Raw genomic sequence first — 14,614 nt, 5'->3', positions numbered from 1 at the left:
TCATGTTCCGGGGTTCGGGGTGGGCGTCAATGGCGTGGCGGGCTTCACGACCGCCGGCGGGGGCTTGCGGCCGTCGCATCCGCGACCGTCGGGGACAGGCCTGGCCGGCGCCTCGCGGGTGAGCGCCGCCACCCGGTCCAGCCGCCGCGCGTCGCGCAGCCGCCAGCCTCGCCAGGCGGCCTGCCGCCCGGCCATGTCCGCCGTGAGCATGCGACGCTTCCAGGTCACCCGCTCGCGCAGCTCGCCAGCGGGGAGCGACCGCTCCAGCTCCGCCAGCGAAACGAGCCCAGCGCCGCCCAGCTGGTCGAAATAGCAGAGGTCCAGTTCGACCCCCTTCGCGGTGGGCGACGGCAGGTGGCGCACGTTCCAGGCGGCCGCCAGCGCGCCAAGGTCCACGGCGCTGCACAGCGTCACCACCAATCCGACCGCCGCCAGGTTGGCGTTGATCAGCCAGCCCGAACTCTTGGCCCGCAGCAGCCGCCAGCAGATCAGCACCAACCCCGTCGCGACCAGAGCCATCCACAGCAGCGCCGCGATCCGCATCCGGGTCAGCGAATAGACGTCCACGTAGTCGAGGGTGCGGAGCGCGGTCGAGGCGACTAGGAACAGGTTCTGCCCGACCCACAGCACCACCAGCACGCGCACGCGGCGGTCGGCGGCAGTGGCGGTGCCGGGCCGGAGGAACAGCAGCACGAAGAGCCCGGCCAGCAGCGCCGTGGCGATCAACGGGTAGGCGCCGCGATGGGCGTAGTCGGCGAAGGTGACGCCCGGCGGAAGCCCCGCGCCGCTCCAGAGAAACGCGACGTCCAGGCCGTTCTGCAGCAGGAAGACCAGGTTGAAGACCGCCAGCGAGGCCGCGATGGAGCCCGTGGTCACGCCCGGCAGGTCGAGATCGCCGTCGAGCCCGGGCGTCTTCAGCGTGCGACGCAGGCCGCGGGGGCGCAGGACGCACCAGGTCGGGATCGCGGCGACGACCCAGAACATCGCCCGTCCGGGATCGGCCTGCGGCAACCGCCAGCGGGACAAGGTCTCGCTGATGACCGGGTTGGCCGCGACGAACAGCGACAGAAAAATAGCTCCGCCCACCACCGGCAGCATCGCGCCGGCCAGCATGACGGCCAGTCGCTTCGGCCCCTTCCGCGTCCGCGCCTTCAGCAGGCGTCGCAGGTCGATGAGAGGTCCGATCAGTCCCCGCAGCGCCGCCACGATCAGGCGCTGGGCCCAGCGCCAGCCGTCCTCGCCCGGCGGGGCTCGCGGAGCCAGGACCGCGACGCCCAGGGCCAGGGCGAAGACCAGCCAGCCGACCGCGGTCGCCCGCTCCGCCTGCAATGCCGCGAAGACGCCGGCGACGGTCAGCGCCGCCATGCCCAGGCGCGAGCGGAGGATGGCCGGCGAGGCGAACCCGGCGGCCAGCACCAGGGCCAGGCTCCAGGCGCCGAGGTTGAGGCCCAGCCCCTTGGCCTCGAACAGCAGCAGGTCGGCGGCGGCGATCAGCGCCAGCGCCAGGGCGGCCTTGATCCCGAAGCTCGGAAGCCGTGCGCGCATGTGGCGGTCCCCTCGTGTGGAGACCTTCCTAGAGCGCGCCCGTCGCGCCCTGCCCGAGCCGCCGTCCGCAGGCGGCCCGGTTCATGTGCAGGTTTCGTGCAGGCCTAGCCGTTCAGCTCCAGGCCCTTGAGCGAGCCCTCGGCGCGCCAGTCTTCGAGCACCTTGGTGAAGGCCACCGGGCCCGCGCCGTACGAGCCGTTCTTCACGGTCATCGCCTCGGGCTTGCCCTCGTTGTTGTAGTAGCCGGGCGTGCATTCCTTCAGGAACGCCTCGCGCATGATCGCCAGCTTGACGATGGTGTCGACCCAGGCGTCCTCCGCCTCCTGCGACGGCTCCACCGTCCGCGCCTGCCGCTCCATGGCGTTCTGGATCAGATAGGCGATGTGCTTCGACTGCTCGTTGATCATGTGCGGGAAGTTCGCGCTGAACCCCGACTGCACGTTCGAGACGATGAAGCAGTTGGGGAAGCCGCGGGTCAGCACCCCGTGCAGCGTCTCCGCGCCGTTGGCCCACTTCTGCGTCAGGGTCTGGCCGCCCTTGCCATAGAGTTCGTAGCCCGAGCGGCGGGTGTAGTCCGTGCCAACCTCGAAGCCCGTGGCGTAGATCAGGCAGTCGACCTCGTATGCCTTGCCGTCCACGACGATGGCGTTCTCGGTGATCCGCTCCACGCCCTTCCCGGCCGTGTCGATCAGGTGGACGTTCGGCCGGTTGAAGGTGGCCAGGTACTCGTCGTGGAAGCACGGGCGCTTGCAGAACTGGTTGTACCAGGGCTTCAGCGCCTCGGCCTTGGCCGGGTCCTGGACGACGCTGTCCACCCGCGCGCGCACCTGCTCCATCTTCTTGAAGTCGGCCAGTTGCATCAGCTCGGCGGGGTTGCCCACGTGCTCGCCGGCCTCGGCCTTCTTGCGCGCCAGCAGCAGGATGTTGCCGATGATGTCGGTCCAGCCGTCGTTGACCAGGTCCTTGTCCGCGAAGCCGCCGGAAACCAGGATGTTGAAGTTGTCCATCCGCTCCTGCTGCCACCCAGGCTGCAGGCTGGCGGCCCACTCGGGGTCGGTCGGGCGGTTGTTGCGCACGTCAATCGACGAGGGCGTACGCTGGAAGACGTAGAGCTCCTTGGCCCATTCGCCCAGATGCGGCACGCACTGCACGGCGGTCGCGCCGGTGCCGATGATCCCGACCCGCTTGTCCTTCAGCCCCGTCAGGCCTCCGTTGGAGTCGCCGCCGGTGTACTCGTAGTCCCAGCGGCTGGTGTGGAAGCTGTGGCCCTTGAAGCTCTCGACGCCCGGAATGCCGGGCAGCTTCGGCCGGTGCAGCGGCCCGTTGGCCATGACCACGAAACGGGCCTTCAGGGCGTCGTCGCGGTTCGTCTTCACGATCCATCGCGAGGCGGCCTCGTCCCAGCGCAGCTCGGTCACCTCGGTCTGGAACAGCGCGCCCTTGTAGAGGTCGAACTTCTCGCCGATGGCGCGGCTGTGGCGCAGGATCTCGGGCGCCCGGGAGTACTTCTCGACCGGCAGGTAGCCCACCTCTTCCAGCAGCGGCAGGTAGATGTAGCTCTCGATGTCGCAGGCCGCGCCGGGATAGCGGTTCCAGTACCAGGTGCCGCCGAAGTCGCCGCCCTTCTCGATGATGCGGATGTCCTGCACCCCGGCCTCGCGCAGCCGGGCGGCGGCCAGCTGGCCGCCGAAGCCGCCGCCGATCACCACCACCTCGACCTCGTCGGTCACCGGCGCGCGCTCGACGCGCTCGACGTAGGGGTCCTCCAGGTAGTGGGCGAACTGGCCCGCGATCTCGACGTACTGCTCGGAGCCGTCGGCGCGCACCCGGCGGTCCCGCTCGGCACGGTATTTCTCACGCAGCGCGTTGGGGTCGAACCCCAGGTCGTCCGCCGCCATGATCTCCGGCTTGTCGTCCGCCATCGTGATCCCTCCGCCTGTGTTATCAGCGTTCAGCGTGCCGAACGGCTGTTTGACTGGCAAGAGGGACGTTGCGGAAGGCGTCTAGCGCTTCGTGCTGGCCAGGTAGTCCAGCGCGGTCAGCGCCTGGGCCCGGACGCCGACTTCCATGGCCCCCTCGTCCACCACGTTGAACAGCGGCGAGTGGTTCACGCCCTTCGGGAAGCCGATGCCCAGGTCGTAGAACACGCCCGGGACCTTCTGCTGGTAGTACGAGAAGTCCTCGGCCCCGGTGATGAAGTCGATGTCGTCCTTGATCTTGCCCTTGGCGGCGCGGTCCAGGGTCGGCTTCATCTTCGCGGTCAGGGCGGGATTGTTGGTCGTGACCGGGTTCGGCGTGCCCCACTCGATGGCGCCCGAGCCGCCGTAGCGCGCCGAGATGCTCTCCACCGCCTTTTCGGCGCGGGCCATCACGTCCTTGCGCAGTTCCGGATCGAAGGTCCGCAGGGTGCCGGCGAGCGTGAAGTCGTCGGGGATGATGTTGTAGCGGACGCCGCCGTGCACCGTGGCGACGGTCAGGATCGTCGGCGTGCGGGTCACGTTGATCTGGCGCGCGGCGATCTGGTTGAACGCCAGGATGATCTCGGCCTGCATGGAGGCGATGTCGATGCCCGACCATGGGCTCGCGCCGTGGGTCTGCTTGCCCTTCAGCTTGATCTCATAGCGGTCGGAGGCTGCCATCATCGGCCCAGGCCGCCACATGAGCTGCCCCGGCTCGCCCGGCACCACGTGCAGGCCGAAGACGGCGCTGGGCGCCGGGTTGGAGAGCGCGCCCTCCTTGATCATCAGCGGCGCGCCGCCCTCCTCGCCCACCGGCGGGCCTTCCTCGGCAGGCTGGAACAGGAACACCACGGTGCCGGGGATCTGCGCGCGCATCCCGGCCAGCACCTCCGCGGCGCCCATCAGGATCGCCACGTGGGCGTCGTGGCCGCAGGCGTGCATCACGCTGACCTCGACGCCGTTGTAGGTGGTCTTCACCTTCGAGGCGAAGGGCACGCCTGTCTGTTCGGCCACCGGCAGGCCGTCCATGTCCGCGCGGAGCGCCACCACGCCCCCCGGCTTGCCCCCCTTCAGGACGCCGACCACGCCGGTCTTGGCCACCGTGCGGACCTCGATGCCCAGCTTGCGCAGGTGGTCGGCCACCAGTTTCGAGGTGCGCACCTCGTTGTTGCCGAGTTCGGGATGCTCGTGGATGTCGCGCCGCCATTCCACCACCTGCGGCTGGACCTTCTTCGCCGCCGAGAACACCGCCGCGTCGAAGCTCTGCGCCGCCGCCGGATTGGCGAGCGCCATCAGCGCCGCGCCCGCGATCCAAGCCATCTTGCCCATGGTCTTCCCCCTCAAGGCCTGACGATGCGGCCGCCGGTCATCGGCTGGGGCGCGCCCGTCGTCGTCGGAAACGAAATCGGCAGGCCGCGGAAGGTCCGCGCCGCCAGGTAGGCGAAGGCCTCGGCCTCGATGGCGTCGCCGCGCCAGCCGTATTCCTCGGCCGCCTTCACCGGCATCGGCAGCCGCTCGGCCAGCGCCTTCATGATCTCGGGATTGTGCCGCCCGCCGCCGCAGACCACCACTTCGGTGGGCGAAGCGCCCATCATGTCGAAGCCCGCCTTCACGGCGTCTGCGGTGAAGGCCACCAGCGTCGCGGCCGCGTCTTCGAGCTGCAGCGGCTCCAGCGGTTCCAGGGAGAAGTCGAAGCGGTCCAGCGACTTGGGCGGCGGGGCCTGGAAATAGGGGTGGGCCAGCAGGGCGCGAACCACCGCCTCGTCGGCGCGGCCCACGCTCGCGTACTTGCCGCCGGCGTCATAGCGCCCCGCGCCACGGGCCTGCACCAAGAGGTCGATCATCCCGTTGCCGGGCCCGGTGTCGAAGGCTGCGATCTCGTCGCCGCCGGTCCAGAACGTCACATTGGCCACGCCGCCGACGTTCAGCACCGCCAGCGGCGGCTGCAGGCCCGAGGCCTTGGCCCGCGCCAGGTGGTAGATCGGCGCCAGGGGGGCCCCCTCACCGCCGGCCGCCACGTCGGCGGTGCGGAAGTCGTAGGCCACCGGCCGGCCGCTCAGCCGGGCCAGCATGGCCGCGTCGCCCAGTTGCACCGTGCGGCCTGGAGTTCCGTCCTTCGGCCGCTCGTGCAGCACCGTCTGGCCGTGCATGCCGATCAGGTCGATGTCGGGCCACGACAGGCCGTTCGCCTGCAGGAACGCCTCCGCCGCGGCGTGATGCTCCTCGGCCACCATTTCGGCGGCGTGGCGGAATAGCGCCGGCTCGGGCGCGCCACGTTCCCACTTCAGCGCCTGCTGCGTGGCCTCCAGCAGCACGTTGCGCGTGGCGTCGCCCAGCTTGCGTTCGCCGGCCGGGCCGAACGACTGGATCGCCTCGCCATCGGTCTCCAGGATCGCCATGTCGACGGCGTCCAGCGAGGTCCCGGTCATGAATCCCAGCACGAGCATGAGCGTTGACTGCCATGTCCGTCGTCCGCTAGCTAGCCCGCCATGATCGGACCCGCCGCCAACCCCGGCCGCTATTACCGCCTGCCCCTCTAGCAGGCGACCGATCCCTCGCGCCTGCCCTTCCCGGCCGGCGCATCCCGAACATCACGACGAGACGCCGGCCGGCTTCATCCCAAGGAGCCTGCCATGTCCCTCGAAATCCTCTCCGCCGACGTGCTAGAGCGCGCCGGTCGCAGTCACGAGATCCCGCCGCCGATGACCGAAACCGCGTTCAAGTCCGACTTCCTGAAGGTGCTGCAGGAGCGCGGCTACATCCATCAGGTCACCCACCCGGCCGAGCTGGACGAGGCGGCGGCCAAGGGCGTGGTCACCGCCTACATCGGCTTCGACGCCACGGCGCCGTCGCTGCACGTGGGCTCGCTGATCCAGATCATGATGCTGCGCCGGCTGCAGCAGACCGGCCACAAGCCCATCGTCCTCATGGGGGGCGGCACGACCAAGATCGGCGACCCGACCGACAAGGACCAGTCGCGCCCCTTGCTCACCGAGGAGCAGATCCAGGGCAACATCGCCTCGATCAAGACGGTGTTCGCCAAGTTCCTGACCTTCGGCGACGGGCCCACCGACGCGATCATGGTCGACAACGACGTCTGGCTGTCGAAGTACGGCTACGTCCAGTTCCTGCGCGACTTCGGAGTCCACTTCACGGTCAACCGCATGCTGGCGTTCGACAGCGTCAAGGCGCGGCTCGAGCGTGAACAGCCGATGACCTTCCTCGAGTTCAACTACATGCTGATGCAGTCGGTGGACTTCCTCGAACTGGAGCGCAGCCACGGCTGCCTGCTGCAGATGGGCGGCTCGGACCAGTGGGGCAACATCGTCAACGGCGTGGAGCTGATCCGCCGCGTGGATCAGAAACCCGCCTTCGGCCTGACCACGCCGCTGCTCTCCACCGCGTCGGGCCAGAAGATGGGCAAGACGGTGGGCGGGGCCGTGTGGCTGAACGCCGACATGCGCAGCCCCTACGACTATTGGCAGTTCTGGCGGAACACCGAGGACGCCGACGTGGGCCGCTTCATGCGCCTGTTCACCGACCTGCCCCTGGACGAGATCGCCCGCCTGGAGGCCCTGCCTGGCGCCGAGATCAACGAGGCCAAGAAGGTGCTCGCCAACGCCGCCACGACCATGCTGCACGGCGAGGCCGAGGCCCGGAAGGCCGCGGCGGCCGCGCAGACCGCCTTCGAGCAGGGCGGCGTCTCCGGCGACATGCCCACCCACGAGCTGCCCAAGGCCGAGCTAGAGGCGGGCGTCCAACTCGCCGACCTCGCCGTGGCGGCGGGCCTCGCCGGCTCGAAGGGCGAGGCGCGCCGCCTGGCCCAGGGTGGCGGCCTGAGGGTCAACGACAAGGCCGAGCCCGACGCCAATCGCATGGTGACGGCGGACGAACTGGTAGACGGCGTCGTGAAGCTGTCCGCCGGCAAGAAGAAGATCGTCCTCGTGAAGCCGGTCTGAGGAGAGACAATGACGAACGTTGTGGAAGGCGCCGCGGCGCCGGACTTCGACCTGGAAACGCCCGACGGCCGGGTGAAGCTGGCCGACTTCACCGGCCAGGCGCTGGTGCTCTACTTCTATCCGAAGGACGACACCTCGGGCTGCACGCGCGAGGCCCAGGACTTCACGGCGCTCGCCCCCGAGTTCGCCAAGGCCGGCGTGGCCGTGGTCGGCGTGTCCAAGGACTCCCTCGCCGCGCACGCCAAGTTCGCCAAGAAGTACGACCTCGCCGTGAAGCTGGGCTCCGACCCCGAGGGAGCCGTCGTCGAACGCTACGGGTCCTGGGTCGAGAAGAGCCTCTACGGCCGCAAGTACATGGGCATCGACCGGTCCACCTTCCTGATCAAGGACGGCAAGATCCGGAAGATCTGGCGCAAGGTCCGGGTGCCCAACCACGCCCAGCAGGTCCTGGACGCCGCCAAGGCGCTCTGAAGCGCGACGATTTCGCAGACCGCGTTCGGTGAAACGCCGCCGACTCGCCGATTAACGATGTCCACTTTGCGGCAGACCGTCGCTTAGGGGCCGAACCGGCTCCGAACGGCTTGCCTGTCGCAAAAAAGTCGTCGCATATCGCGACCACCGTAAGGTTGGGGACTTCCGGGAACGCATGCAACGTCTGGCGAAGCTCGGTCGCTCGCTCGTGGAGCTGTTCCCCGAACGGCACCTCTACGTCCGCTCCGGCGGGGCCATGAAGGCCTTCGTTCTCACCACCAGGAAGCAGTTGATCATCGCCGGCGGTGTGGCGGGCGGCGCGCTCTGGATGGGCGTCTGCACGGCCGCCATGCTGGTCAACCTGCTCTCGGCATCCGCCGCCGACCGCGAGATCGCGAAGCTTAAGGCCCAGTCCGAACGCTATGTCGCCGACCGCCAGGCGCGGCTCGACAGCGCCATGGCGCGTCTCAACGCCGCCTCCGGCTCGGGCCAGGACGCCGCCGCCTCGATCGAGAAGCGCCATGCCGCCCTGGCCCTGCTGCTCACCGACATGAAGGGCGCCCCCGGCGCCGCCGAGGCCCTGACGCCGGCGATCAACCGCGCGCTGGCCAAGCAGGACGCCAGTCCCGTCCGCCGCGTCGAGATGGTGCGGATCGGCCAGGAGCAACTGCTGGAAGCCGCCGACAGCTTTGCCAAGGGCCGCGCCGACCGCCTGCGGCTCGCGTTCCGCATGGCCGGCCTGTCGCCCTCCTCGTTCGCCCAGGGCACGGGCGCGCTGGGCGGACCGCTGATCGAATCCAAGGATCCTCGCGCCCTCGCGGCCGTGCTGGACGTGGACGACGACTTCGCCGTGCGCATCCAGCGCGCGGCCCGCGACCTGTCCGAGGCGCAGTCGCTGGCGAGCGCGGCCAGCGAGCTTCCCCTGGCCCGGCCCACGGCCAACAGCCAGCAGACCAGCGGCTTCGGCGTCCGCTTCGACCCGTTCACCCGTCGGCCCGCCTACCACTCGGGCCTCGACTTCAACGGCGGTCACGCGACGCCGATCTATTCGACCGGTCCCGGCGTCGTGTCGTTCGTGGGCCAGCGCTCGGGTTACGGCAACGTCGTCGAGATCGACCACGGCCGCGGGCTGAAGACGCGCTACGCGCACCTCTCGGGCTTCGCCGTGCAGCGCGGACAGCGCGTGGCGGTGGGGCAGAGGATCGCGGCGATGGGCTCCACGGGCCGCTCCACTGGGACCCACCTTCACTATGAGGTATGGGTGAACGGTCGGGCCCAGAACCCGGGCCGCTTCCTGAAGGCCGGGCAATATGTTCTCCAAGCCGCAGACTAAGCCCGCCGCGCCCGGCGAGACCGCGCCGGCGCGGAAGCTGGCCATGGCGTCGCTGGTGGCCGAGGGCGTGATCGTGCGCGGCGACCTTTCCACCGAGGACGATCTTCACCTGGACGGCGCCGTCGAGGGCGACCTGAAGGCCGGACGCCTGACCATCGGCGAGCGCGGCGCGGTGACCGGCACGATCCAGGCCGAGAGCGTCGACATCCGCGGCCGGGTGACCGGCACGATCTCCGCGCGTCAGGTGCGCCTGTGGGCCTCGGCCCACGTCGACGGCGACATCAGCCACGCCGAACTGTCGATCGAGGCCGGCGCCCATTTCGAGGGCCGCAGCCTGGTGTTCGCCGCGGCCGAACCCGAGGCCACCGACACCCCGGCCCTCAGCGTCGTCGCCGCGGAGTAGTCCCTACGTCCGCGTCGCGCCCACGCGCTGGGCCAGGGACGCGCCCATGAAGCGGTCCAGGTCGCCGTTCAGTACGCCGTCGGTGTCGGACGTCTCCACCTCGGTCCGCAGGTCCTTCACCATCTGGTACGGCTGCAGCACGTAGCTGCGGATCTGGTGGCCCCAACCGATGTCGGTCTTCTGCTCCTCGATCGCCGCCTGGGCGGCCTCGCGCTTCTCCAGCTCGGCCTCGTAGAGGCGGGCGCGCAGCTGCTTCCAGGCCTGGTCGCGGTTCTGGTGCTGCGAACGCTGGTTCTGGCAGGCCACCACGATGCCGGTGGGGATGTGGGTCAGGCGCACGGCGGAGTCGGTCTTGTTGACGTGCTGACCGCCCGCGCCCGACGCGCGGTAGGTGTCGGTGCGCACGTCGGCCGGGTTGATCTCGATCTCGATGGTGTCGTCCACCACGGGATAGACCCACACCGAAGCGAAGCTGGTGTGGCGCTTGGCGGCCGCGTCGAAGGGCGAGATGCGCACCAGCCGGTGCACGCCCGCCTCGGTCTTCAGCCAGCCGTAGGCGTTGGTCCCCTTGACCTGCAGGGTCACCGACTTGATGCCGGCCTGCTCCCCGGCGGTCTCTTCCAGGAAGTCCACCTCCATGCCGTGGGCGTGGGCCCAGCGCGTGTACATGCGCAGCAGCATGCCGGCCCAGTCGTTCGACTCCGTGCCGCCGGCCCCGGAGTTGATCTCCACGAAGGCGTCGTTGCCGTCGGCCTCGCCCGAGAGCAGCGCCTCGAGCTCGGCGCGGTCGGCGCGCTCCTTGATGGCGCGCAGCTGGGCGATGGCTTCGGCGAAGCTGTCCTCGTCGCCCTCCTCGTCCGCCATCTCGGCGTAGCCGACGGCGTCGGTCAGGTCGCGCTCCAGCGACTTCACCGCCTCGACCTGCGCCGCGAGGCGCGAGCGGTCGCGGCTGACGGCCTGGGCCTCGGCCGGCTTTTCCCAGAGGCTCGGGTCCTCGACCCGGGCGTTCAGTTCATCGAGTTTGCGGAGGGCGGGTTCCCAGTCAAAGACGCCTCCTGAGCAGTTCGATCGACTGCTCGATGTCGGCCTTGGCGGCCTCGACATCCGCTCTCATGGAGAGACTCCTAAAATTCCAGAGCGTGACAGCCGAAAGTGGTAGCCGGTTTCGGCGACTGTCACGCTCCAACGAAAAATCTGAGCCTGACAAAGTCCTGCTCGGGGTCGCGGGCTCTAGCGCGCGCCGCCCATCAGAACAAGTCGGACAGGTCGTCCTTCTTCTTCGGAGGCGGCGCGGCCTGGGGCGCCACGGCGGCGGCGGCGTTCGGCGCTCCGGTCACCTGCCCGTTGCCGAACACCTGGCTGTAGGGCTGCGGACCCGAGGGCGCGCCGGCCGCGCCCAGCGTCTGGGTGGAGACCGACGGTTCGGTGCCAGGCCGGAAGGCCTCCCGGATCCCGCGGATCATCGCGTACTTGGCGTTGGCCGGCGCCTTGAAGGGCTCGGCCGGCTTGTCCTTCAGGGCCTGGCCCATGAAGTCGACGAAGATCGGCACGGCGGCCACGCTGCCGGTCTCGTTGTTGCCCAGGCTGCGGTTGTCGTCGAAGCCGATGTAGACGCCCACCACGATGTGCGGCGAGAAGCCCATGAACCAGGCCGAGCGATAGTCGTTGGTCGTACCGGTCTTGCCGCCCAGCGGCTTGCCCAGCGACGAGGCCTGAGTGGCGGTGCCCCGCTGCACCACGCCCTCGAGCATCGAGGTGATCTGGTAGGCCGTGATGGGGTCCATCACCTGGTCGCCGGTGCGCGGGATCCGCGGGCTCTCGGCGTCGCCGAAGAAGCCCGCGTCGCAGCGATCGCACTGCCGGCGGTCGGCCCGCCAGATCACCTTGCCGTTGCGGTCCTCGACCAGCTCGATCAGGTGCGGCTGCACCAGCTTGCCGCCGTTGACGAAGGTCGAGTAGGCGGCGGCCATCTTGTAGGTGGTGGTCTCGCCGGCGCCGAGCGCCATGGCCAGCACCTTGTCCATCTTCTTGGTCACGCCCAGCCGCTCGGCCAGGCCGGCGATCTTGGTCATGCCGACGCTCTGCGCCAGGCGCACGGTCATGGTGTTGCGCGACAGCTCCAGGCCTTTGCGCAGCGTCAGCGCGCCGTAGTAATCGCGGCTGTAGTTCTCGGGGCTCCAGTCCTGGCCGCCGTAGCCCTTGAGCGTGATCGGCGCGTCCAGCACCGTCGAGGCCGGCGTGTAGCCGCTCTCCAGCGCCGCGGCGTAGACGATCGGCTTGAACGACGAGCCGGGCTGGCGCAGCGCCTGCGTGGCGCGGTTGAAGCTGGAGAGCGAGAACGAATAGCCGCCCACCATCGCCAGCACGCGGCCGGAATAGGGCTCCATGGCCACCAGGGCGCCGTTCACCTTGGGCACCTGCTTCAGGCGGAAGCCCCCGCCGTCCTTGACCGGCTCCACGAAAACCAGGTCGCCGGTGCCGATCCCCTTCCCGGCCCGCGCCCAGGCGACGTCCTGGCCGGCGATGGCGCCCGTCGCCCCGTCGATGGTCCGCACCTCCACCGAGCCGCCGCCGACGCTGGTGACCACGGCGCGCTTCCAGTCCTGGCGCTCGCGCGGCTTCACGGTCTTGCGGGCGACCGCCTCCCAACCGGTCAGGGTGGTGACGTGGCCGAAGGCGCCCCGCCAGCCGTGGCGGCGGTCATAGGTCTCCAGGCCGTTCATCAGGGCCAGCTTGGCTGCGCTCTGCAGCTGGGGATCCAGCGTCGTGCGCATGTAGTAGCCGCCGGCGTTCAGCCGCTCGTCGCCCAGCTCGTTCATGTTGAGGGCGATGCGGCGCACCTCCTCCACGAAATAGTCGGCGTCGCGGTACTGCGAGCGGCTCGGCGCGGCCTGGACGACCAGATCCTCGGCCATCGCCTTGTCCGCCTCGGCGCGGGTGACCCAGCCCAGGTCGGCCATCTGGTCGATGACCCAGTTGCGCCGGGCGATCGCCTGCGCCTTGCGGCGGATCGGGTGATAGTTGTCGGGTCCCTTCGGCAGGGCCGCCAGGTAGGCGCTCTCCGCCAGGGTCAGCTCGCTGAGCGACTTGCCGAAATAGTTGTAGGCGGCCGCGCCGACTCCATATGAGCGATAGCCCAGCCAGATCTCATTCATGTACAGCTCGAGGATCCGCTCCTTCGAGAGCGTCTGCTCGAGCTGCGAGGCGAGGATCGCCTCCTTCAGCTTGCGGCCGATCGTCTGGTCGCTGGTCAGCAGGATGTTCTTGGCCACCTGCTGGGTGATGGTCGACCCGCCTTCCAGCCGCCGGCCCTGGGCCAGGTTGATGACGTTCTTGACCATGGCGCGGCCGAAGCCGCCCACGTCGACGCCGCCGTGCTTGAAGAAGCCGTGGTCCTCGGCCGCCAGGAACGCCTGCGCCGTCTGGGTCGGGATCGCCTCGTACGGCACGAAGATCCGCCGCTCGCGCGAGAACTCGCCGATCAGGGTGCCGTCCCAGGCGTAGGCGCGCGTCGCGGTCGGCGGGTGATAGTCCACCAGGTCGCCGGCGTCGGGCATGTCATGGAACAGCCAGGCCGCGTAGACGCCCACGGCCACGGCCGCCATGGCGACGAAGCTGAGCATCGCGATGCCCACGATCGCCAGCCCGCGCGAAGGCGGCTTGCCCGGCGCGAAGGGCGGATTCAACTGAGACTGGCCGGGCGGGCGCTCCACCCGGGCTCGTCTAAACTGTGTTGAGCCGGGCGCCAACGCCCGCGCGCGGCGCGCCGCCGACCCGACCGTGCGTCGCACCGATCCGACCGCCGGTCGCCTCTTGGGCAAACGCCCGATGCGTCTGCGGCGCCTTTCGACAAGGTTGCCCAGTGGGGACAATGCGAGCGCACGATGCTGGCGCGCTGCAGGTCGCCAGCTCGCTCGAGTTCAGGAGTCGCGTATTGGCCATCCTCACAACCGGCAACAACAACAAGCCCGTCGATTTCCGCAGCGGCCTCTTTCCGGAACTGATGCATCGCACCTCCGAAGGCGACGCCCTGATCCGATATGTCGACAACGACACCACGAAGCCCTTCGAGATCAGGGGGTCGTCGCTACTGTCCAGCGGAGGCACGGTGACCGAGTTCCGCCATACCATGGAGTATATCTTCACCGGCGGCGGCGGCCGCATCGTCTATGACGACTTCTACAAGTTCACGGACTTCACCGCGCCGGCCGACCGCTTCCTCGCCGCCTATGCACAGAAGGATCCGGTGGCCCTGACGACCCTGGTCCTCTCAGGCGCTGATTCCCTGACCGGCACAGGGCTCGGCGACTACATCTGGGGTCTGGGCGGCGACGACCGGATCGAGGGCGGTTATGGCGACGACACCCTGGGGGGCGACGATGGCCGCGACTGGGTGCGCGGCGGCCAAGGCAACGACTTCATTCATGGCGGCCGCGAATTCGACGACCTGCACGGGAACGAGGGTAACGACACCGTCGGCGGCCGAGAGGACGACGACTGGGTCGTGGGCGGCAAGGATCAGGACCTGCTGAGCGGCGACGCCGGCGACGACATCGTCTACGGCAACCTCGGCGACGACACCTGCGACGGCGGCCAGGGCGCCGACATCGTGCGCGGCGGCCAAGGGAACGACTCGGTCTCGGGCGGCGACGGCGCCGACTTCGTCGCCGGCGACCTCGGGTCCGACACAATCTCGGGCGGGGTCGGGGCGGACATCTTCCACACCCATGCGGACGCCGGCCTCGATCGGGTCCTGGACTTCAACGCCGCCGAGGGCGACCGCGTGAACGTTCTGCCCGGGACACAGTACAGCCTGTCTCAACAGGGCGCTGACACGGTCATAGACATGGGCTTCGGCAACCAGATGATCCTGGTTGACGTCACCCTGGCCAGCTTGCCGAACGGTTGGATCTTCGGCGCCTGAGCGAGCTGTCGGGCCGTGGGT

11 protein-coding genes are annotated in these 14,614 nt (G+C 69.4%); 5 read left to right on the top strand and 6 right to left on the bottom strand.

The genetic code is table 11. From position 1 onward, the window contains the following. The 4 genes from ACODSY_RS12485 to ACODSY_RS12470 all read right to left on the bottom strand — a co-directional run bounded on the left by ACODSY_RS12485 (position 1) and on the right by ACODSY_RS12470 (position 5,950). On the bottom strand, positions 1-1,545 hold the full coding sequence (locus ACODSY_RS12485; RefSeq protein ID WP_488952069.1) for a DUF4153 domain-containing protein: 1,545 nt from the start codon (positions 1,543-1,545) through the stop codon (positions 1-3). Between the two features lie 104 nt (positions 1,546-1,649). Continuing rightward, positions 1,650-3,467, bottom strand: coding sequence for a flavin-containing monooxygenase (locus ACODSY_RS12480; protein WP_488952068.1), 1,818 nt, complete (start codon positions 3,465-3,467; stop codon positions 1,650-1,652). Positions 3,468-3,548: 81 nt separating this feature from the next. Further along, positions 3,549-4,832 (bottom strand): amidohydrolase, encoded by a 1,284-nt coding sequence (locus ACODSY_RS12475; RefSeq protein ID WP_488952067.1) that lies wholly within the window; start codon positions 4,830-4,832, stop codon positions 3,549-3,551. A gap of 11 nt (positions 4,833-4,843) precedes the next feature. Further along, a complete protein-coding gene (locus ACODSY_RS12470; RefSeq protein WP_488952066.1) occupies positions 4,844-5,950 on the bottom strand; it encodes an anhydro-N-acetylmuramic acid kinase in 1,107 nt (368 codons plus the stop codon). Positions 5,951-6,205: 255 nt separating this feature from the next. Between ACODSY_RS12470 and tyrS the strand changes: the two genes are divergently transcribed. The 4 genes from tyrS to ACODSY_RS12450 all read left to right on the top strand — a co-directional run bounded on the left by tyrS (position 6,206) and on the right by ACODSY_RS12450 (position 9,669). Continuing rightward, the gene (gene tyrS / locus ACODSY_RS12465) at positions 6,206-7,462 is read left to right on the top strand and encodes a tyrosine--tRNA ligase (protein ID WP_488952198.1); all 1,257 of its coding nucleotides are present in this window, start codon (positions 6,206-6,208) and stop codon (positions 7,460-7,462) included. 9 nt (positions 7,463-7,471) lie between these two features. Further along, positions 7,472-7,933: a peroxiredoxin gene (locus ACODSY_RS12460; protein WP_488952065.1), complete on the top strand. Its 462-nt coding sequence runs from the start codon at positions 7,472-7,474 to the stop codon at positions 7,931-7,933. A gap of 175 nt (positions 7,934-8,108) precedes the next feature. Then, positions 8,109-9,266, top strand: coding sequence for a M23 family metallopeptidase (locus tag ACODSY_RS12455; RefSeq protein ID WP_488952064.1), 1,158 nt, complete (start codon positions 8,109-8,111; stop codon positions 9,264-9,266). After that, the gene (locus tag ACODSY_RS12450; RefSeq protein WP_488952063.1) at positions 9,244-9,669 is read left to right on the top strand and encodes a bactofilin family protein; all 426 of its coding nucleotides are present in this window, start codon (positions 9,244-9,246) and stop codon (positions 9,667-9,669) included. The genes ACODSY_RS12455 and ACODSY_RS12450 overlap by 23 nt, the downstream gene beginning before the upstream one ends. A 3-nt stretch (positions 9,670-9,672) precedes the next feature. Here ACODSY_RS12450 and prfB read toward each other — a convergent pair. Both prfB and ACODSY_RS12440 read right to left on the bottom strand, forming a co-directional pair. Continuing rightward, a protein-coding gene (prfB, locus tag ACODSY_RS12445) for a peptide chain release factor 2 (protein WP_488952062.1) occupies positions 9,673-10,783 on the bottom strand; the annotation gives its coding sequence in 2 pieces (ribosomal slippage) (positions 9,673-10,713 and positions 10,715-10,783; 1,110 coding nt in all). A gap of 133 nt (positions 10,784-10,916) precedes the next feature. Continuing rightward, positions 10,917-13,292, bottom strand: a complete 2,376-nt coding sequence (locus ACODSY_RS12440; protein ID WP_488952197.1) for a penicillin-binding protein 1A — start codon at positions 13,290-13,292, stop codon at positions 10,917-10,919. A 311-nt stretch (positions 13,293-13,603) separates the two neighbouring features. On the opposite strand from ACODSY_RS12440, the gene ACODSY_RS12435 reads away from it, so the two are divergent. Beyond that, complete coding sequence (locus ACODSY_RS12435) at positions 13,604-14,593, top strand: calcium-binding protein (protein ID WP_488952061.1); 990 nt, start codon at positions 13,604-13,606, stop codon at positions 14,591-14,593. Positions 14,594-14,614: the final 21 nt, after the last annotated feature.

This window comes from Phenylobacterium sp. FG114 (genome assembly GCF_057809855.1).
The sequence above is the reverse complement of the archived record's forward strand: the minus strand, read 5'-3'. Positions and strand labels throughout refer to the sequence as shown.